The 21087-nt window shown below is 29.8% G+C and carries 17 protein-coding genes; 2 read left to right on the forward strand and 15 right to left on the reverse strand.

All coding sequences use genetic code 11. The features are described 5' to 3' along the window. Positions 1-340 precede the first annotated feature (340 nt). The 10 genes from lpdA to V6137_RS17605 all read right to left on the reverse strand — a co-directional run bounded on the left by lpdA (position 341) and on the right by V6137_RS17605 (position 9932). On the reverse strand, positions 341-2044 hold the full coding sequence (lpdA, locus tag V6137_RS17560; protein ID WP_425449274.1) for a dihydrolipoyl dehydrogenase: 1704 nt from the start codon (positions 2042-2044) through the stop codon (positions 341-343). A 143-nt stretch (positions 2045-2187) separates the two neighbouring features. Beyond that, positions 2188-2541, reverse strand: coding sequence for a carboxymuconolactone decarboxylase family protein (locus V6137_RS17565; protein ID WP_425449275.1), 354 nt, complete (start codon positions 2539-2541; stop codon positions 2188-2190). Between the two features lie 88 nt (positions 2542-2629). Beyond that, on the reverse strand, positions 2630-3025 hold the full coding sequence (locus tag V6137_RS17570) for a MarR family winged helix-turn-helix transcriptional regulator (RefSeq protein WP_425449289.1): 396 nt from the start codon (positions 3023-3025) through the stop codon (positions 2630-2632). A gap of 109 nt (positions 3026-3134) precedes the next feature. Further along, positions 3135-4574, reverse strand: coding sequence for a spore germination protein (locus V6137_RS17575; RefSeq protein ID WP_425449276.1), 1440 nt, complete (start codon positions 4572-4574; stop codon positions 3135-3137). 10 nt (positions 4575-4584) lie between these two features. After that, the gene (locus V6137_RS17580; protein ID WP_425449277.1) at positions 4585-5721 is read right to left on the reverse strand and encodes a Ger(x)C family spore germination protein; all 1137 of its coding nucleotides are present in this window, start codon (positions 5719-5721) and stop codon (positions 4585-4587) included. After that, positions 5702-6796 (reverse strand): GerAB/ArcD/ProY family transporter, encoded by a 1095-nt coding sequence (locus V6137_RS17585; RefSeq protein WP_425449278.1) that lies wholly within the window; start codon positions 6794-6796, stop codon positions 5702-5704. The genes V6137_RS17580 and V6137_RS17585 overlap by 20 nt, the downstream gene beginning before the upstream one ends. Before the next feature lie 237 nt (positions 6797-7033). Beyond that, positions 7034-7825 carry an MATE family efflux transporter gene (locus V6137_RS17590; RefSeq protein WP_425449279.1) on the reverse strand — a complete coding sequence of 264 codons (792 nt, stop codon included), beginning with the start codon at positions 7823-7825 and terminating at the stop codon, positions 7034-7036. A gap of 121 nt (positions 7826-7946) precedes the next feature. Continuing rightward, positions 7947-8507: a TetR/AcrR family transcriptional regulator gene (locus tag V6137_RS17595; protein WP_425449280.1), complete on the reverse strand. Its 561-nt coding sequence runs from the start codon at positions 8505-8507 to the stop codon at positions 7947-7949. 401 nt (positions 8508-8908) lie between these two features. Continuing rightward, positions 8909-9604 carry a VanZ family protein gene (locus V6137_RS17600; RefSeq protein ID WP_425449281.1) on the reverse strand — a complete coding sequence of 232 codons (696 nt, stop codon included), beginning with the start codon at positions 9602-9604 and terminating at the stop codon, positions 8909-8911. Positions 9605-9608: 4 nt separating this feature from the next. Beyond that, entirely contained in the window at positions 9609-9932 is a 324-nt protein-coding gene (locus V6137_RS17605) for a PadR family transcriptional regulator (protein ID WP_425449282.1), read from the reverse strand. A 151-nt stretch (positions 9933-10083) separates the two neighbouring features. Here V6137_RS17605 and V6137_RS17610 point away from each other — a divergent pair, with 151 nt between their 5' ends. Then, positions 10084-11316: an aminopeptidase gene (locus tag V6137_RS17610; RefSeq protein WP_425449283.1), complete on the forward strand. Its 1233-nt coding sequence runs from the start codon at positions 10084-10086 to the stop codon at positions 11314-11316. 315 nt (positions 11317-11631) lie between these two features. On the opposite strand, the gene ddlA is transcribed toward V6137_RS17610, so the two are convergent. Then, on the reverse strand, positions 11632-12723 hold the full coding sequence (gene ddlA / locus V6137_RS17615) for a D-alanine--D-alanine ligase (RefSeq protein ID WP_425449284.1): 1092 nt from the start codon (positions 12721-12723) through the stop codon (positions 11632-11634). Positions 12724-12968: 245 nt separating this feature from the next. Beyond that, positions 12969-13706 carry an NADPH-dependent oxidoreductase gene (locus V6137_RS17620; protein ID WP_425449285.1) on the reverse strand — a complete coding sequence of 246 codons (738 nt, stop codon included), beginning with the start codon at positions 13704-13706 and terminating at the stop codon, positions 12969-12971. Positions 13707-14045: 339 nt separating this feature from the next. Here V6137_RS17620 and V6137_RS17625 point away from each other — a divergent pair, with 339 nt between their 5' ends. Beyond that, the gene (locus V6137_RS17625) at positions 14046-15017 is read left to right on the forward strand and encodes a polysaccharide deacetylase family protein (protein ID WP_425449286.1); all 972 of its coding nucleotides are present in this window, start codon (positions 14046-14048) and stop codon (positions 15015-15017) included. A 148-nt stretch (positions 15018-15165) separates the two neighbouring features. On the opposite strand, the gene V6137_RS17630 is transcribed toward V6137_RS17625, so the two are convergent. The 3 genes from V6137_RS17630 to V6137_RS17640 form a co-directional block, all read right to left on the reverse strand. Further along, entirely contained in the window at positions 15166-15747 is a 582-nt protein-coding gene (locus V6137_RS17630) for a hypothetical protein (RefSeq protein ID WP_425449287.1), read from the reverse strand. 248 nt (positions 15748-15995) lie between these two features. Further along, complete coding sequence (gene asnA, locus V6137_RS17635; RefSeq protein ID WP_425449288.1) at positions 15996-17006, reverse strand: aspartate--ammonia ligase; 1011 nt, start codon at positions 17004-17006, stop codon at positions 15996-15998. Positions 17007-17112: 106 nt separating this feature from the next. Continuing rightward, on the reverse strand, positions 17113-20541 hold the full coding sequence (locus V6137_RS17640; protein WP_425449290.1) for a pyruvate carboxylase: 3429 nt from the start codon (positions 20539-20541) through the stop codon (positions 17113-17115). Between the last annotated feature and the right edge of the window lie 546 nt (positions 20542-21087).

Here is a 21087-nt window from a genome sequence, read left to right on the forward strand (position 1 = left end):
CTTAAGATTGTACTCCTAGAAATATTTAAATATTCACATGCTTGCTTTTGATTTAGTAATTTTTTAGACATAAAAATCAACTCCCTATGTCTAATTTTATCACAACCTCAAATACAATGCTAAACTACTTAATGGCATTTGATATAGTTTAACACTATATGATCAAAGCAGCTTAAACCTCCTTTCACCATACATCACATACTATACACCATATAATTATATCATATTGAACAAAGTCACCTTCAGTGCTTCTTTGTTCAGTCCAGGGTGCAAGGTACGGAGAACAAGGAGTTCTGAGCAAAAAACAGCAAAAGTATCTGGTTGCAACCAGATACTTTTGTTAATAATGTATAAAACCATATTCTGTTGTTCCTAAAGCTGCCTCATGTATTGTTTCTGCTGTTGTTGGATGGGCATGTATCGTTTCTATTATATCCTTATCTGTTAATCCATTTTTTATTGCTAAAGTTAATTCATGAATTAAATCTGTGCCATTAACTCCTATAATTGAAGCACCTAAAATCTTATTTGTTTTCTTCTCTTTAATTATTTTAACAAAACCTTCTCTATTTCCTAAGGTTAATGCTTTTCCGTTAGCCCCATAAGGAAATTTCCCTATCTCTATATCAATATTATCTTTCTTTGCTTTTTTCTCTGTTAAACCCACCGTTGCTATTTCCGGATCAGTAAATATGGCACTGGGGACAACTGAATAATCCATTTTCTTTTTCCCTTTTAATATATTTTCAACAGCAACTATACCTTGATGGGATGCCACATGGGCCAATTGCATTATATCCGTTACATCACCTACTGCATATATGTTTGATATATTTGTTTGTAGTCTTTCATTTACCACTATACTATTATTTTTATTGGTTTTTATGTCTAACTTTTCAATTCCAAGTCCCTCTATATTTGGTTTTCTACCCACCGCTACTAGAACTTTATCAGAAGTTATATACTTTTTACAGTTACTATTGTCAAAGGATATAATAATTTTGTTATCTTCTGTATCAATAACTTCTTTAACTTTTGAATTTGTCAATAGCTTTATACCTTTCTTCTTAGCAATACCTTCTATCTCATCAATCACGTCATCATCTAACATAGAAAGAACTTTGTCATTATACTCTATAACTGTTACATCTACTCCAAAATTATTAAAGATAAAGGCAAACTCCATGCCTATAACCCCACCACCAATAATGGTTAGTTTATCAGGTAACTTATCTATATCAAGTATTTCTTTACTGGTAAAGACATTATTAGAGTCTACCCCTTTTATAGGTGGTATACTAGTCTTAGATCCTGTGGAAATTATAGTGTTTTTAGTATTTATTGTTACTTCTTCCTTTTTTGTTTTAACAAATATTTTTTTATCATTTACTATATTTCCTTCACCTTTAAATAGCTCTATATTATTCTTATCTATTAAGTGCTCTATACCTCCAACCAATTCCTTTACAATATTATTTTTTCTATCTATCACCTTATTAATATCTAATCTTATATTTTCTCCTAGCACTCCATATTTTTCTGACTCCTTCATTTCTCTAAATACTTCAGCGGATTTAACCATAGCTTTAGTTGGTATACATCCCCAATTTAAACATGTACCGCCTATATTTTCCTTCTCTATTAGTGAAACCTTTGCCCCCAGTTTAGCCGCCCATATGGCCGCAACATATCCCCCAGGACCTGCACCTATGATTGTTATATCTGACTCTACTTCTCTTTTTTTAGGTTTCATGATACCACTCATATAACTAAAGGAACTTTTCCCACTTCCCTTTTTACTATTTTCTTCACCTTCTATTAATGCAACTACATCTCCTATATTAACCTCATCCCCAGTATCCACCTTAACCTCTTTTATTACCCCATCAAAATCCGATGAAATAGTTATATTTCCTTTATTCGATTCAACATCCAACAAGTCATCTCCACTTTTTATATCATCATCTTCCCTTATATAAACTTTACCAACTTTCCCTGACTTAGAATGACCAGTTAACTTATTTACCTTAACTTCCTTTAACATATTAACCGCACCTTTCCAATAGTTATTAAATAAAGACAGTGATTAATCACTATTGTTATACTGTCAAAGTATCTTTAAACAAAGTAATACCCTGACAGTGATTAATCACTGTCTTCTAAATTTTTAAATTATATATATAGTTTTTATTTAAAATCCTTTTCAAACTCATCTATTGAATCTTTTAATAATGTTACACTATATGCCATTGATGGGCCACCGCCAAATGCCACTGCTACCATTGCTGATTCTAATATTTCTTCCCTTGTAGCCCCTGCCTCTAACGCCTTATATACATGGAATACTATGCAATATTCACAACGATTATAAGCAGCTATTGCTACACTCATAAGTTCCTTTGTTTTAAGGTCTAAAGCTCCAGGTTCATATGATGCCCCTAATAGGTTCATAAAAGCTCCCACTTGCTTTTCATTAGTCTGCCCCACTACTTCTAATCCATTTGTAAAATCATTTAACATTTGTCTTACATCTTTAGCCATTTTAACCCCTCCAAATAATTTAATTGCTATACTAATCATTAGTATAGCAATTAAATTGTTAAAAGTCAATCAATCCCACCTATATTTTTTATAATTTTTTAACATTCTTAAGCATTTTTCCCAGAATCCCTTTAAATATATCCATTTCTTCTTGGGATATATTAATGGACAAAGTATCATTTAAGTGCTGTGCTATAGGCATAACTTTCTCCCTATATTCTTTTCCCTTTTCAGTTAGAACTAAGTTTGTTATTCTCCTATCTTCCGGATCCCTAATTCTTTTTATAAAGTCTTCTTTCTCAAGTCTATCTGCCAATCTTGCAACGGAAGATCCCTTAATATTCATCTTTTCACCTAGTTCTTTTTGATTCAACTGGTTTTGTCCTAAATAGTAAAGTGCTATCCATTGAACTCTAGTTATGCCATAATCTTTTAACCTTTCACTAAAGGCTTCGCAAATAATCTTTGTTGAATTATCTGCTATATATGAAACTCATGTGTCTAAATTAAACAAAAAATCACCTCAATAATATTATACTCTTATTGAAATGATTTACAAGTAAGTTATAATAAAACCTTTTATAAATATCTGATTATTGTCTATTATCATCTTTTGTTTTTAAGTACCCAGGCCTTTTGTTTAAAAACTTTAAGTTACTTAAAAAATAATTTTTAACTTCTCTAAAACTAAAGGGGCTAACAAATTCCATATAGGGTACTCCCATCATGTCCATAGATGTTAACTTTAACATAATAATAGTTATTCCTATAATAAAACCAAACAATCCAAATGTTCCAGTTATTAATATTAGTCCAAATTTAACAATTTTAAATGGATTTATTATAGAAAAATCCGGTGCTATGAATGAAGTCATAGTAGTTAAAGAAACTATTATAACCATCAATGGACTAACTAATCCTGCTGTAACTGCTGCTTGACCTATTACAATAGTCCCAACTATACCAATAGCAGGTCCAATCTGTTTAGGTAATCTTACACTGGCTTCTTTTAACATATCGGCTACAAACTCCATCAATAAAGCCTCCAATAAAGCATTAACCGGTACAGTTGTCCTTGATGATGCAAGTGCTAAGGCATATTGGGGGGGTAAAATATCTGGATGAAAACTTACTAGCCCAACATAAATAGCTGAAAAACTTGTAGTTATAAAAACAGATAAAAGCCTCATTGATTTATTAAAAACTGATAAAAAAGTATTTCCATAGTGATCATCTCCAGAATCCAAGAAACTAAAAAAGGTCTGAGGCATTATCAAAGCTAAATTACTACCTTCTATCATTAAACAAACTTTTCCCTTTAGCATATCAGAACATGCCGAGTCGGGTCTTTCAATAATACCTATTTGAGGGAATAATTGCAACCTATCTTCCCCAATAAATTTTTCAATATTACCTGAATCCATTATTCCATCTACATCAATTTTTTCTAGTCTTTTTTTAATTTCCGCTACATATGTTTCATTTACTATGTCTTTTATATAGATCATTGCTACACTGGTTTTTGTTCTTGTTCCAACAACATACTTATCTATTTGTAGACTCCTGTGTTTTATTCTATATCTTATTAATGATAAATTTGTTTCAAGATTTTCTATAAAAGCATCTCTAGGTCCCCTTAATGTTGTTTGAATCTCTGGGGTAGTTACATTTCGTTTCTCCACTTTTAAGGTATTACATACAATATATTTATCTTCCGAAGGCATAAAAATTACAGAATTTCCCTTAAAAATATAATCAATAATGTTATCTTCATCTTTTAAAAAAATAATATCGTCTATATATATTACAGACCTAGCTATTTTATCTATTGTAAGTTTTCCTCTTTCATTATATTGAAGTATTGGTTTTATTATGTCACCAGAGACTCTATTTCGATCTGTTATTGCACCAATATAAAAAAGATATATTTCATTATTTTTTATATTTATTTTCCTCATAGTTATACTTGAATTCCCTTGAGTATATTCTTTAATCCTATTTAAAATTCTATTTTTTTTCTTTAATATATTCATAAAATCACCCTTAATGTTGTACCTTAGCATTTGGATCAAACAAGTTTTTATTATTCATATTGAATTTAACCCTTACATTCACTTTTGCCTTAGGATATTTTTCTATCCAATCTATCTTTTGGTATATTTTAGAGTTATCAGCTCTAAAATATCTAGCAAACTGAAATATATCACTTTTGTATACCTTTTGGCTTTTTTTAATTATATTTTTAATATTATCAGCAACTTTTCTACTAATTATATCTTCTATTTCATCTATTTCTTTCTCACTTATCGGTTCAAGATAATATTGATATTTTAGCTGTCCATTCAATTCTATATCTATATCTATAATAATTTTATCTTGTTCATATTTAGTTTTTATCTTTCTATCTTTCAGTATAGTTTTAAAGGAATAAATATTATCACTTCTTTTAAATCCAGAAATAGTTTCTGTTAACCTAGGATTTTCTGCAAGTAGATATAGTAGCCCGTCAGTATTTTGGGCTTCAATAGTATCTATAAGTTTAGAATTTTTCATTACCGCAAGCCCTAAATACTTTATTGACCCTTGTTCTATCCCAATATATGGAATCACGTACCCTACCTTTTTTAAAGCAATGTTAGAGAGTAAATCACCTATATTTGGATACAATGTAGTACCATTTTTATATAAAAAATTTATGTTGTCTTCTATTAAAAATCCAACTGAAACATCTTTTTCTACCTTTATTTTTAATAATTTAATTGGCTCTTCACGACTAACTACCGGTAATAGTGTCTTTCTGTAATCATACATTCTATTAATTCTATTTAAATAAGGTTCTATACTTTCCTTCGCTATATTTGTTCCAAAAATTACAACTCTTGTTGCTCCTAAGAAAGTGGGATAAGGTCTCCTTGCATCATAATCTTCCCGTGCCTCTTCAAATGTATTACCATATGCCGCATCTGTATATACGTTTGTTATCTCAGCTCTTTTATCCTTTTTTCCTATTTGTGCTTTTAACTTTGCCACTTCAGTGGAAAATTCTATTTTATTATCTATACGTTCTATTCCAATTCCTATAACTATACTTCTTTTATCTACATCCTTATAGTCCCAACACCCACTTAAAAATAATACTAGTAGTAGTATAACTAGAGTTTTACTTATTTTTATTATCATTTATTTTCACCTTCGTAATAATTAATAATATTATTGGTATTAATCCCATAGTTATTCCACCTAAATATCCTTCATATTTAATAATTTGTTGAACATCTCCAAAGGTTGGTGGAATCTGAGAAAGAACAAAGCCTAGTAATACTATAATTAATGCTACTAGCTTTTCATTTTTGTTTTTTAATACTTTGGTAGTATAGTGAAAAGAACCATATGCAAATATTATAACAGTACATATTATGCCCATAATCCATACAGTCAAAATAATTCCGTCCAATCTACCTAAAAACTGGAGATATGGAACCTCTACTCTTCTCATAGCCGCAATCAATGAATCATTATAATGAATAATGTCTTCTATTCCTATAACCGATATACAAGATTCTGCTACTACTATATACATAATTCCAATAAAAAATATCATAAGGCTATTATGTATTAGAATTTTTTTATTATTTTTTCTACTAATAGGAATAAAAGTTATAATTTCTATTCCTAAAAATGCCACGATAAATTTAATGCTCCCCTTAAAATAGGTTATTATATTACTGGTTCCCAATAATGGTCTTATATTTATAATTTTTCCTTGAGTAAACATTATAATGTATGATCCAATACCTAATACAATAATAATATAACTGTAGATTTGGACAAATCTTAATATTGAACTTAACCCTTTTGTTAATGCATAGTATATAACTCCCATTAACAACATAGCTAGAGCCCATAGAGGTGTTTCTATTAGAATAGAAAGTTTTATAATTTCAATAGCTATTCTTGTTATGAAAGTGAAAAAAAAGAAAAAGTACACACTATAAATTGCCATAATTACTTTAGTAAAAAATTTTCCTATAAGTAGTTCTGAATATTGATCAAGGGTTTCTTTTTCGTGAATATAACCAAGGTATGTTATAAGGTTTACTATTATTATGGATAAAACTGTAGCAATTAATATTGATATCCATCCTCCAGTTCCACCAATTTCAGCTGCATCTTTAGGAATAGACACTATCCCTACTCCCACTATAGCACCAAATAAGCTAAAAAAGATCTGTTGATTTGAGAAGTTATTATTCATAAACCCTCCTTAGTCTAAGCAAATATGATAATTGAATGTTTTCATCCATTGTATATACTTTTTTAATATCCCCATAACTTATTAATATATGTGTGAATAATAACTTTAAATAATATTTTGCTATATGACTATGTTATTTCTATCTGGACTATTAAAAAATATAAATATTAAGGTCAAGAAGTAACATATTTCTAATCCCCACCACAATACTTACCTACTAATTATAATCTTACTTTTTTATCCCACTTCCTTTAAATCTATTCCACTTATATTTTCATTTTCTTCATTTAATTCTTTATTTATTTTAATTGCAAATATTCCAGTAATTAATATAGTAAAAAAATCTGCTACAGTTTGACTAAAAATAACTCCATTTAACTCAAAGATTCTAGGTAATATGATTATTGAAGGAACTAAAAATAATCCTTGTCTTGCTATTGATAAGACAAATGCTTGTTTTCCTTTTCCTAAGCCTTGAAAGAGTACTGCACAAACCTGTTGAAATCCAAAGAAAGGAAATAATAAACTCATGGCTTTTAAAAACCTTGCCCCTACCATTATTACTTCTCTGTCATTAGTAAATAGAGATACCACTTCCTTTGAAAATAAGAGAAAGAATATTGTAGATACAGTAGCTATTATTGTTGTATGCTTCAATGCAACTTTTACAGATTCAAACAGTCTATTGTATGACTTTGCTCCATAATTATAGCCTACTACCGGTTGAAATCCTTGATTATAGCCTAATATCAGAAACATACCTATTACAAAGGCTTTGATCCCTATTCCTATTCCTGCCACAGCTGAATCTCCATAGGGATTTGCTGCTTGATTCATAAGGGCAAAGGCTAGACTTGATACAGCCGCCATAGCACTGGTATTTCCTAACATTCCTACAAATAATGTGTCTACAAAATTATAAATAGCATTTATTAACATAGCTATAATACCGGGAATAGCCAGTTTTACTAACACCTTTGATACCTTTTCTTCTCCCATCATCTTTGTTCTTTTTTCTTTTATTTCCATTTTCATCCTCCTATTTTAAACAAAAGTACCCGAAAGCATGAATGCTTTTGAATTGTTAATTATTAAAAAAATATGAATTATAGTTCATTTAACTTTTAAAAAAAATTTGTGTCTACATACTCTACTCTATATTTACTCGTTTTAATAAGTAAGTAATATATTCTATATTTTTTTCTCTTTCCTGTGGATGAGCATCTAACATGCCTATAGTTGTCACCAGAATAGTTTCAACTAAACGGGTTACCATATATTTTTCTAATTTAATATTTTTACTTTCAATAAGTTCTTCTATTAATATCTTTAATTTAGAAATTAACTTTTGTCTAATATAATCCCGCTTTTCATCTTCTACAGCCTTTTCTCTAAATAATTCCTCTCCAAGACCTTTTCTACTCTCTACCTCATCATACAATATAGTTATAAATTTTACGATTTTCTCTTTAGAGCCACACTGCTCTTTTATAGTTTCTTCAAGTTGCAAGAAGGTATCTTCCCAGCTCTTTTTAAAAACACTTAAAAATAATTGTTTTTTATTTGGATAATAATTGTATAACGTACCTACTGCGATTCCAACTTCTTTAGCAATTTTTTTCATATCTACACCTTTATAACCATACTGTCCAAATAACTTAAAGGCGACTTCAAATATCTTATGTTCCAAATTTTTTATTATTTTAGGCATTTTTTCACCTCTTTTATGAATGTAAATTCATTATAATATAAAACAAATTGTTTTTCAATCTTAAAGAACAAAGGCACCTTTGGTGCTTCTTTGTTCTGTGCAGGATACAAAGTGCAGAGTACAGGGAATTGATTACCCTATAAATGTATGTAGGGCTTCAATATATTGAAGCCCTTAGGTCTTCTTCTAGAAGACCTACTGTGTCAAAGACTGTATTTTAAAATAAGCTGTGGGATTACGAATCCCCCAGCAACTAAATTTTAGTATTACACTATACTATATGACTTTAAAATCGTCCTGAATATATTCAGGACCTACATAGAGAAATACATAACTTTTACTATGTAAATGTTAAAACTTTTCATAATACCTATATATTCATATCGCTTTATTATAGCCACTTAATTTTTTATTATATATTCCTTTTTAAAGTATTTTAACCCTACAAATAAAAACTTATATATACTAAAGCCTATTATAGCTCCAATTACATTTAGTATTATATCATCAACATCGAATACTCCTAGATAAAAAATATATTGAAGAAATTCCATGCTTGATGCAAATAATACCGATATCATTACAGTATCTTTAAAGGATTTACACTTTCCAAAAACTATAGGCAATAAAAATCCCAGGGGCATAAAAGCTATAATATTACCAAATAAGTTATCAAACCATGTCCAATAGTTATAATGATTAAATCTATATATGTATGTTTTTATGGTTTCCAAAGGAATTAAATTCTTACTTCTAACCATATCATAAGGTCCATAAAAAATCCCGAATAAGCGAGATATCAAAAGCTTATATGTAAGTAAAAAAAGGTATATCCCAAAGCCTATATTGAAAATATTCTTTATATATTTTTTAGTCTTATTAATAGATTGATTTAGGTCTTTTCCTATTTTATTCTCTTCTCCAAAATCACATATAGATAATTTTATAGCATCATCTTCTTCATATCCTTTATTTAAGTATTCTTCTTTTAGTAAGTTAAGATGGTCCTTAAATTCTTCCCTTAACTCATCTTTATCATTAGAATCACATTGTAATTTATCTAATACTTTATCTATGTACTCATCAAATTTATTCATTATGTTATACCCCCTCATAACATACTTTAATTAACTTATCTACTTTTCTCCACTCTTTTACTTTTTTACTTAACTCTTTTATTCCTTTATCTGTTATCTTATAATATTTTCTTCTACCTCCCCCTTGAGAATCTCCCCAATAGGACTCTAATAGTTCTTTATTTTCAAGTCTTTTTAATGCGGGATAAAGGGTTCCCTCTCCTATCTTATATAACTTTTCACTTTTATCTTTTATAGTTTTAGCTATTTTATATCCATACATATCCTCTTTTTCTATTAATGATAATATCAATATATCTATACTGCCTTTCCTAATTTCTTTATCCATAATTTCACCTCCTCTCTTAATTATAAAATAAATTACATCGTATTACAAGGTACTTGTGAAATAAATTAATGCATTTTACCATTTATTCACTTCATTACTTTCATATAACATGATAAAATAGATAGTGGATAAATTTTGAGGAGGTATTAATATGAATAATTTTGAAAAAAATCTTGAAAAATATGCAGAATTAGCTGTTAAAGTTGGTATTAATATTCAAGAAAATCAAACTCTTGTGGTTAATGCACCTATATCAACAGCAGATTTTGTTAGAAAAGTAGCAAAAAAATCATATGATGCAGGCGCTAAAAATGTCCATGTTTCATGGAGAGATGAGGAAGTTACTTTAATTAAATTTATGAATGCCCCGGACGAAGCATTTAAAGAATTCCCTATGTGGAAAGCTAAAGGCTATGAAGAAATGGCTGAAGAAGGAGCTGCTTTTCTTTCTATAGCAGCATCAAATCCTGATTTACTAAAGGATGTTGATCCTGAAAGAATTTCAACTGCTAATAAAACTGGCAGTAAAGCTATGGAGAAATTTAGAGAATATACAATGAAAGATAAAAATAGCTGGTGCGTTGTTTCTGTTCCAACTAAAGAATGGGCAGCTAAGATATTCCCTAATCTAGATGAAAAAGAAAGTGTAGATGCTCTTTGGGAAAACATTTTCAAAGTAACAAGAATAGACAAAGACGACCCCGTTAAAGCTTGGACTGATCATTTAAATCTATTAAGAGAAAAAATGAACTACTTAAATGAAAAGAAATTTAAAAAGTTACATTTTAAAGCTCCAGGAACTGATTTAGAAATGGAACTTCCCAAAGGTCACATATGGGTAGCAGGGGATTCAACCAATGAAAAAGGTCATGACTTCGTTGCAAATATGCCTACTGAAGAGGTTTTCTCTATGCCACTAAAAACAGGTGTAAACGGTACTGTATCTAGTACTAAGCCATTAAATTATGGTGGAACTCTTATTGAAAACTTTAGTCTTACTTTTAAAGAAGGTAAAATAGTTGACTTTAAAGCTGAAAAAGGATATGAAACATTAAAAAGACTTATTGAAACTGATGAAGGTAGCCATTATTTAGGTGAAGTAGCTTTAGTACCTGATGATTCTCCTATATCAAATTCTGATATTATATTCTTTAATACACTATTTGATGAAAATGCATCTTGTCACTTTGCAATAGGTGCTGCTTATCCATCTTGTATAGAGGGTGGTAATAAATTAAGTAAAGATGAGTTAAAGAAAAAAGGTGCCAACGATAGTTTAACCCATGTTGACTTTATGATTGGATCTCCTGAAATGAATATCGATGGTGAAACTGAAGATGGAGAAATGATACCAATATTTAGAGATGGTAATTGGGCAATATAGTCAAAAAAGTGGCCAAGAAACATGGCCACTTTTTTAATTGTTAATTGTGAATTGTTAATTGTTAATTATTTTGTGTTTAAGAGATTTCACCGTACGAATTTACACCTATGTTTCAAAAGTGAATTCATACTGTAACTCTCAGACAGAGCATGCCCTGTCTCTACATAATAGAGTTTGTAGCATCGAATTTATTCGATATTTTCCTTATTTCTTCTTTCTTCTTTAGTTTTAAGTATCTACATAATTAAATTTTACGATTGTAAGGAGTAAAATTACCTTATCTATTCTTTATTCTCTATTATTTATTCCTTGCATTTAAATAGAGTTTTTTAGTTTACTCTCTTTATCGCTTCTCTCTAAAGCTAGTTCTATAAGTTTATCTATAAGTTCAGAATACTTTATTCCACTTGCTTCCCATAGTTTAGGATACATACTTATTTTAGTAAATCCAGGTATGGTATTAATTTCATTTACAACAATTTCACCATTTTCTCTTACAAAAACATCAACTCGCCCCATTCCTTTACAACAAAGTACTTTAAATGTTTCTATAGCATAATATTGAACCTTTTTTATTAGGTCTTCAGATAATTTAGCTGGTATTTCTAATACGGCTCCATTTTCATCTATATATTTAGACTCATAGGAGTAAAAGTCTTGACTAGGTAGTATTTCTCCCGGAATAGAAGCTATAGGATTGTCATTTCCAAGTACAGAACATTCTATTTCTCTCCCCTTGATATATTCTTCTATAATAATTTTATTATCAAATTCAAAAGCTAAATTTATGGCCTCTTCAAACTCATCTTTATTTTTAACTTTACTAATTCCCACCGATGAACCTAAGTTAGCTGGCTTAATAAACACTGGCATCCCCAGTTCTTTTTTTACTTCATCAAAATTAATCTCCCCAGAGCCTGAAGTATAAGCTATAAACTTAGAAATAGGGATATTGGCATCCCTTAATAATCGTTTCATAACATCTTTATCCATACCTACAGCTGAACCTAGAACATCTGCTCCTACATAGGGTATATTAGCTAGTTTTAAAAGTCCCTGTACCGTTCCATCTTCTCCATAGGGACCATGTAATACAGGAAAAATAACATCTATCTTTCCCAAAGATTTATGAGTTGCCATACTAATCAATTGATTTGATTTTTCTCCTGGAACTAAAGCTATCCTATCATTTGATTTATTTAACCCAATCAGTTTAGGATTAGTCATATTAAGTAAAAACTGTGTCTTTTCATTTAGATACCAATGTCCATTTTTATCTATCCCTATTAAGGTTACTTCATACTTTTCTTTATCTATAGCATCAATTACACTTTTAGCCGACTGTAAGGAAACCTCATGTTCAGCAGATTTCCCTCCAAAAATAATTCCTAATCTTATTTTCTTCACCTATTATCGCTCCCTTTAATAAATATCAAATAATGTATATTACTATATATATTATTATAACATTTAAATCATGCTTTTGCTTAACAGTTCCTAGTAAAGAATAGAGAATAGAGAATAAAGAATAGATGAGGTTATTTTACTCCCTTTGGTCGTAAAATTTCATTTATATAATAAAACAAAGTAGCTCATGGCCACTTTGCACATTATCTATTCTTTATTATTTATTATTTATTCTTTATTATAAACTATTTATTCTGAAAACCTTGTTCTTTTAAAATAGGACTTACCTTTGGAAAATATACTGTTTTATATACATGGGATACTGTTTGGGACCAATTTCTATCACTTTCCCCATTTGTTCTTTCCACCATATATTTTGCCATTGTATTATCATACTTATCAACTATGTCTTTTAAATCCTTATTATATTTTTCTTTATGATATATAGCCTCCTTAGGAAACCTAGGTTTAATATCTGAATTATCTTTAGGATCTCCTACACACAAGCCAACAACTGGATAAACGTACTCTGGTAACTCCAATAATTTAATAATCTCATCGGGATTGTTTCTAACTCCTCCAATAGGGACTACTCCTAGTCCCAACGACTCTGCTGCTCCTATTGCATTTCCTAAAGCTATTCCAACATCCACAGACCCCACCATAACCGATTCTGCATTTTCAGTTATTACTAAATCTACACCATTTTTTTCTGCTGCAATTTTAGCACGATAAAAATCCATGGCAAAAAGTAAAAAAACTGGAGCCTCATCTATCCAACTTTGATCTCCACATAAATTAGCTATCTTAGATTTTCTTTCCTTGTCTTTTATAGCTATTATACTTACCTGTTGTCCATTTATTGATGATGGAGCTCTTTGGGCCGATTTAATTATCATATCTAAATCCTTTTCTTCTATATCATCTCCCTTATAACTCCTTATAGACCTATGGTTTAAAAATGTATTTATAGTTTCATTCACAAAAATCACTCCTATCTATTTGATTATATATTGATTTATACCCTAAAATTAGTTATTAATAACAATATTATTAGTATTGTACATCCACCTATTTATATACTAAAGATCAAACTTTGATGTAATAAACCTAATAATTATTCTCCTTACTTCTTGTTTAAAACAAAGTAGCAGATGACTACTTTTTATTTATTTATTATTTATCCATTGTTTATTCTTCACTTTTGCAAACTTTTACCTTTATATTATTAACTAAAAAAGCATAAACTAATAATTGCAAATAAAAACGTGATTTTTCTTTATTTATACATCACATTTTGTAATGACAGATTGGAGGACTTCATGAAAAATAAAAAACATGCAACATATATCCTAATTATAATATCATTATTACTTCTAATTATAGTTCCGTCTCTGTATAATAATATCCAAAAACCTGTTGAAAAACCTAATAGTAATTCCAAGTTTAAAGATAATATTAATAGTAAGAATAACTCTAGTGATTCTAATAAGTCAGAAAATCCTATAATAGAATCTAAAATGGAGTTTGGTATAGGCAGCCATACAAATATAAGCAAAAAAGTACCTAAAGAAAATAATAATACATCTAAATCCCCTAAAGAGCAAAAACAAAGTATTTCTAAATCTGAAAATAAGAAAAAAAACAAACAATTTAAATGGAATGGACAATACGTATATCTAACATTTGATGATGGCCCCAGTAAGGAAACCAAAACAATACTACAAGTGCTGAGAAAAGAAAATATAAAGGCAACTTTTTTTGTAACAGGAACCAGCACTAAAGAAAATACAAACTTATTAAAACAAATAGTTAAGGATGGGCACAAGGTGGGAAATCATTCCTATTCCCATGATTATAGCTATATTTACAGTAGTGTAGAAAATTTCTTTAAAGACTTTTATAAGAATCAAAAAATAATATATAATACAACAGGGATTAATACCAGTATATTAAGACTTCCTGGGGGCTCCAATAATACTGTCAATCACAAGTATGGAGGCCAACAGGTTATGAATGAAATAATATCTAGGCTATACAATGAAGGATATTTATTTTTTGATTGGAATATAACCAGTGGCGATGCATATGCTAATGGTAACTCCGCAGAATATATAGTAAACAAAGTCTTAAATGAAGTGAATAATACTAATACCCCCATAATACTTATGCACGATAATAATGCAAATGGAAATACTAAAAAAGCTTTACCTATTATAATTAAAAGATTAAAAAATAAGGGATATAAATTTGGTGTCTTAAGCAGAAATTCTCCAAGGGTAGTTTTAAAATAATATATTATTACCTTTCCTTAACATTAAAAAAAAGTAAATGATTTTAGAGCCTTAAGGCTCTAAAATCATTTACTTTTAAAGTTATATATGTTATAATTAGTTATCTATATTTTTTTATAAATAGATTAATTTGTCTTAGGGGGATAAATTAATCTATCTTTTTTATATCATACACTCCTTCTACAAATTTACCAACTTGCCCTCTAGGATTTTCAATTTTATTTGAGTCCCATTTTGTAAATTCCACTAATATGTCATAGAAAGGTGGCTTTATACAATTTTTAATACACTGATATTTTAAAATAAGTTTCCCAGTTTTACTGTTTTTTAATTCTTCGTATTGATGTTTAGAACTTTCATAGGGAGATGTTAATACTAGTGCCTCTGTAGGTAAACCTACCATCCAGTCTAAATCATTTTCTTTCACACCTATTAGTATAGCTACTTTCTTAGTCTGTTCTTTAGTTAAAACATCTGTTTTGTCGATTTTTAATAAATCTATAGCTTCTTTACTTTCCAAAATACTAAATATTTCTTTCGATTTTTCACTACTTAAAAATACTATTTTTTCTACTTTCGAATATCCAAGATAATCTTCTCCAACACCTACAGGATACCATGTTCCTCCCTTTGCTGAATTCCATTCAGTATCCTCCATTGCCATTACACTTGTTGATAATCCTAATATTAACCCTAATACTAATAAAATGCTTAACAGTTTACCTTTCATTTATATCTCTCCTCTCTTTTTGTATGCTTTTTTATTAACCTCTACCCTCCTTTATACATATTAAGTAAAAACTTCTTTAGTTTTTACTACCTTGATATGATAACATATTTTTCTATTTATGGATAGTCTTTTGGATGTCTTTTACAAATCTTTAACATTTATATGTTTTTTATTTAATTATGATGTGAATTGTAGTATTCAAAAGGGCAAGTTTGAAACACAAAGTTTCATATTTGCCCTTTTGAATACTACAATATATTAATCCCTATCTCCTTACAACTATCTATCATTTCCTTTGGCCATATGGATGCTTGAACCTCTCCAATATGAGCTTTTTGTAAAAATAACATACATATTCTCGATTGTCCTATTCCTCCGCCAATGGTATATGGTAATTTCCCTTCTAACAATAACCTATGAAATTCCTTACTACTTTTTTCATAACAGTTAGCCATTTTAAGTTGTTTTTCCAATGCCTTTTCATCTACCCTTATTCCCATAGAGGATAATTCAAGGGCATCTTCTAATATAGGGTTCCAAAATATAATATCACCGTTTAATTCCCAGTCGTCATAGTCCGGTGCTCTACCATCATGCTTTTTCCCAGAGGTAAGAGTCTTTCCTATTTTCATTATAAAAACTGCTCCTTTTTTCTTTGTTATTTCATATTCCCTTTCCTTTGGAGTTAAGTTAGGATACATATCTTCAAGTTCTTGTGTCGTTATAAATGTAATATCATCTGGTAGTATTTTTTCTAAACCCTTATACTGGTCAGTTATATAGCTTTCTGTTTTTTTAAATACTTTATATAATTTTTCAACTATCTCTTTTAACTTTTCTTCTGTTCTCTCCTCTTTTTTTATTATCATCTCCCAATCCCATTGGTCAACATATATGGAATGGATATTGTCTAAGTCTTCGTCTCTTCTTATTGCATTCATATCTGTATATAATCCCATTCCATTTGTAAAACCATATCTATATAAAGCCATCCTCTTCCATTTAGCTAAGGAGTGAACTATTTCCACATAATTATCATTATCTCCCTTTACAGTAAACCCTACAGGTCTTTCAACTCCATTTAAATCATCATTTAGCCCAGTTTCCGGCTCCACAAACAATGGAGCTGACACTCTAGTTAAATTAATCTCTTCAGCTAAAGTCCTTTCAAAATAATCCTTTAACTTCTTTATAGCTATTTCTGTTTCCAATAAATCTAACTCCGTTTTATAGTTTTTGGGTAATATTAATTTATCCATAATTATCCTCCTATGCAATTATCTTTGGTATTTTAAGCACATTTTCACCGAGTAATCAGTTGAGGGATTACAAATTCCCCCAACAACCTATATGGTCAAGGCTTATTTATTCTAAAACTATTAAAAGTTCCCCTGACTTAACCTGTTGCCCTTCACTAACAATTATAGACTTTACAATTCCATCCCCATTGGCAGTTATATTAGTCTCCATTTTCATAGCCTCTATAACAGCTAAAGTTTGATTTTTCTCAACCTTTTCTCCCTCTTTTACAGTAATAGAAGCCACATTTCCTGGAACACTTGCACCTATTTCCATATCATTTTCTGGATCTGCTATTTTAGTTACTACCCTTTCTACTTTACTATGACTCCCCTTATCTTCAACCTTAATTTCCCTTCTATTTCCATTCACTTCAAATATTACTTTTCTATTCCCTTCTTCATCTATTTTTCCTATTTCTAATAGTTTAATAACCAATGTTTTCCCTTTTTCTATTTCTATTTCACAGGTTTCTCCTTCAAACAGTCCATGGAAAAATACATCACTTCCCATATTACTTAAATCACCATATCTTTTAGTATGTTTTAAATATTCTTCAAATACTTTAGGATATAATGAGTAACTTAATATATCTTTCTTATCAACATCTATATGATGCTTTTCTTTTAAATCTTTTTCTATTTTCTCAAAGTTTTCAGGTTCTAGTAATTCTCCAGGTCTACAGGTTATAGGTTCCTCTCCTTTTAAAACTAACTTCTGTAATCTTTTATTAAAACCACCAGATGGCTGACCCATCATTCCTTTAAAAAAGGATACTACTGAATCGGGAAATGCCATACCTTTACCTTTGTCATATATATTCTCAGAAGTTAAGTTATTTTGGACCATAAATATTGCCATATCTCCCACCACCTTAGATGATGGAGTCACCTTTATTATATCCCCTAGCATATGATTTACTTCCCTATACATTTCCTTTACCTCATTAAATTTATGTCCTAATCCAAAGCTTTCCACTTGAGGTTTAAGATTTGAGTATTGTCCACCTGGTAATTCATATTTATATATTTCTGCTGTTGCAGATTTTAAGTCAGATTCAAATTTGCTATAGACAGGTCTAACCGAATCCCAATAATTAGATATTTTTTGTATATTGTCAAGGTCAATACCTGTGCTCAACTCTGTATTTTCAAGGGCCGCAACCACTGAGTCCAATGATGGTTGACTTGTTAAGCCTGACATACTACTAAAGGCTGTATCCACTATATCCACTCCAGCATTTGCTGCCATTAAAATAGTAGCAACACCATTACCACTGGTATCATGGGTATGAAGATGTATAGGTATTGAAATTTCATCTTTTAATGCTTTTATAAGTTTATGGGCTGCATAGGGCTTTAATAATGCTGCCATATCCTTTATCCCTAATATATGAGCTCCCATTTTTTCAATTTCCCTTGCCATCTTTACATAATATTTTAATGTGTATTTATCTCTAGTTTCATCTAAAATATCTCCTGTATAGCATATACATGCCTCTGCTACTTTTCCCGTTTTTAATACTTCATCTATAGATACTTCCATTCCCTTTATCCAGTTTAGGGAATCAAATATTCTAAATACATCTATTCCACTATTTGCTGACTCCTTAATAAATTCCCTTATTACATTATCAGGATAGTTTTTATATCCTACACCATTTGAACCCCTTATAAGCATTTGAAGTAAAATATTGGGGATTCTTTTCCTTAAACCTTCTAACCTTTTCCATGGGGACTCCTTTAAGAACCTATAGGCTACATCGAAGGTTGCTCCTCCCCAAACTTCCATTGAAAATAACTCTTTTGCTAAGTGGGAAGTGGCTTTTGCTATTTTAGTCATATCCCTAGTTCTCATCCTAGTGGCCATAAGGGATTGATGGGCATCCCTCATTGTGGTGTCTGTTAATAGTAGTTTTTTGTTATTATTTATCCATCTAATTAAGCCGTCGGTTCCTTGTTCATCTAGTATTTGTTTACTTCCCTTCAAATCAATAGATTGATCTATATCAGGTACCATAGGAACATCAAAATCTTTCTTTTCTCCTTTAGTTTCATTTACTACCTTTTCCCCTATATATTTAAGGACTCCTATTTCTTTATCAGTTTTAGGTCTTATGTCAACAAGTTCTGGGTGAAAATCAATGAATTTTGTATGACATATCCCCCTTAAGAAATCATCATGATTTAAAACATTAATCAAAAATGCTGAATTAGTTTTAACACCTTTTATCTTGGTCTCTTTTATTGCTCTAGTACTTTTTCTTATTGCATCATGAAAATCTCTAGCCCACGAGGTTATTTTCACCAATAAACTATCATAGTATGGACTTATGATAGAGCCAGTGAACCCATTACCTCCATCTAATCTGATTCCAAAACCTGAAGCTGTTCTATATATGTCAAGCTTTCCTGTTTGGGGCATAAAATTATTTACTGGATCCTCAGTAGTTATTCTACACTGAATTGAATAGCCATTTACTTTTATACTATCCTGAGACTTTATCCCTATTTCCTCTGAATCAAGGGAATAACCTTGAGCTACTAATATTTGCTTTTGAACTATATCTACTCCTGTAACCATTTCAGTTACTGTATGCTCAACTTGTATTCTTGGATTCATTTCTATAAAATAATGATTCCCATTCTTATCTACTAAAAATTCTATAGTTCCTGCATTCTCATAATTAACTGTTTTAGCTATTTTTAAAGCATCATTACAAATCTCTTCTCTTTTCCCTTTTGATAAGGCTATGGAAGGTGTAAACTCTATAAGTTTCTGATGTCTTCTCTGTATAGAACAATCTCTTTCATATAGATGCACCACATTACCATATTTATCCCCTAATATTTGTACCTCTATATGTTTTGGTTTCTCAAGATATTTTTCTATAAAAACATCATCTATTCCAAAGGCTTTTTTAGCTTCACTTTTTGCACTTTTTAGTTCTTCTAAGAGTTTTTCTTCACTTCTTACTATTCTCATTCCCCTTCCTCCACCACCAGAGGATGCCTTTAACATTATGGGATATCCACTTTTCCTTGCAAACTTTATCGCTTCTTCTTCTGTTTTTATGGGTTTTTCACTGCCTGGAATAGTAGGTACATAGGCCTCTTTAGCCACCACTTTAGACTTTATTTTATCTCCTAATTTATCCATCATTTCATGGGTGGGACCTATAAATGTAATACCTGCCTCTTGACATTTTCTAGATAACTCAGAACTTTCAGATAAAAAACCATATCCAGGATGTATTGCATCTACACCTTTCTTTAAAGCTAATTTAATAATTTCATCTATACTTAGATAAGCTTCCACCGGTCCCTTATTTTTTCCTATAAGATATGATTCGTCTGCTTTAGTCCTAAATAATGAACACTTATCCTCTTCTGAGTATATTGCCACAGTTCTAATACCCAACTCATGACATGCTCTAAAAATTCTAATGGCTATTTCTCCTCTATTGGCCACTAAAGCCCGTTTAAATTTTTTTATCATTATTTCCCCTCCTCTACTTAATAGGTTTTCCATCTTACATCTGTATATTAATACTATTATTATTATATTTATTTGTATTTGTTACAATTTTATAATATTTTATAATACTTTTTAATTGTTATCAACCTTTATTTTTTTCTTGAATTGCTAGGAAAATGTTTTCACGGTTCAATTTATAATATTTTATAATTATGCATTTTATTTATTTCTCTACAACCTTATAACTGTATATTAATAGTAAAATATATATTATAAGAAAATGGAGATAAATTTTTAAAAAATAAATAATAGTTAAAGGATTCTATAGACTAATAAAGAAGTATATTTTATAGAAATATAGAGGAGGATTAAGCTGCTTTGATTATATAGTGTTAAACTATATCAAATACCATTAAATAGTTTAGCATTGTATTTGGGGTTGTGATAAAATTAGACATAGGGAGTTGATTTTTATGTCTAAAAAATTACTAAATCAAAAGCAAGCATGTGAATATTTAAATATTTCTAGGAGTACAATCTTAAGATGGGAAGACAATGGAGTAA

It is taken from the genome of Dethiothermospora halolimnae, assembly GCF_037577855.1.
Taxonomy (GTDB): domain Bacteria; phylum Bacillota; class Clostridia; order Tissierellales; family VENL01; genus Dethiothermospora; species Dethiothermospora halolimnae.

Coding starts and splice junctions, on each gene's coding strand:
- asnA (WP_425449288.1), bottom strand. CDS start 17,006: ATGGATAAATTAATATTACCCAAAAACTATAAAACGGAGTTAGATTTA.
- lpdA (WP_425449274.1), bottom strand. CDS start 2,044: ATGTTAAAGGAAGTTAAGGTAAATAAGTTAACTGGTCATTCTAAGTCA.
- V6137_RS17625 (WP_425449286.1), top strand. CDS start 14,046: ATGAAAAATAAAAAACATGCAACATATATCCTAATTATAATATCATTA.
- V6137_RS17585 (WP_425449278.1), bottom strand. CDS start 6,796: ATGAATAATAACTTCTCAAATCAACAGATCTTTTTTAGCTTATTTGGT.
- V6137_RS17580 (WP_425449277.1), bottom strand. CDS start 5,721: ATGATAATAAAAATAAGTAAAACTCTAGTTATACTACTACTAGTATTA.
- V6137_RS17600 (WP_425449281.1), bottom strand. CDS start 9,604: ATGAATAAATTTGATGAGTACATAGATAAAGTATTAGATAAATTACAA.
- V6137_RS17595 (WP_425449280.1), bottom strand. CDS start 8,507: ATGCCTAAAATAATAAAAAATTTGGAACATAAGATATTTGAAGTCGCC.
- V6137_RS17590 (WP_425449279.1), bottom strand. CDS start 7,825: ATGGAAATAAAAGAAAAAAGAACAAAGATGATGGGAGAAGAAAAGGTA.
- V6137_RS17605 (WP_425449282.1), bottom strand. CDS start 9,932: ATGGATAAAGAAATTAGGAAAGGCAGTATAGATATATTGATATTATCA.
- V6137_RS17575 (WP_425449276.1), bottom strand. CDS start 4,574: ATGAATATATTAAAGAAAAAAAATAGAATTTTAAATAGGATTAAAGAA.
- V6137_RS17565 (WP_425449275.1), bottom strand. CDS start 2,541: ATGGCTAAAGATGTAAGACAAATGTTAAATGATTTTACAAATGGATTA.
- V6137_RS17610 (WP_425449283.1), top strand. CDS start 10,084: ATGAATAATTTTGAAAAAAATCTTGAAAAATATGCAGAATTAGCTGTT.
- V6137_RS17630 (WP_425449287.1), bottom strand. CDS start 15,747: ATGAAAGGTAAACTGTTAAGCATTTTATTAGTATTAGGGTTAATATTA.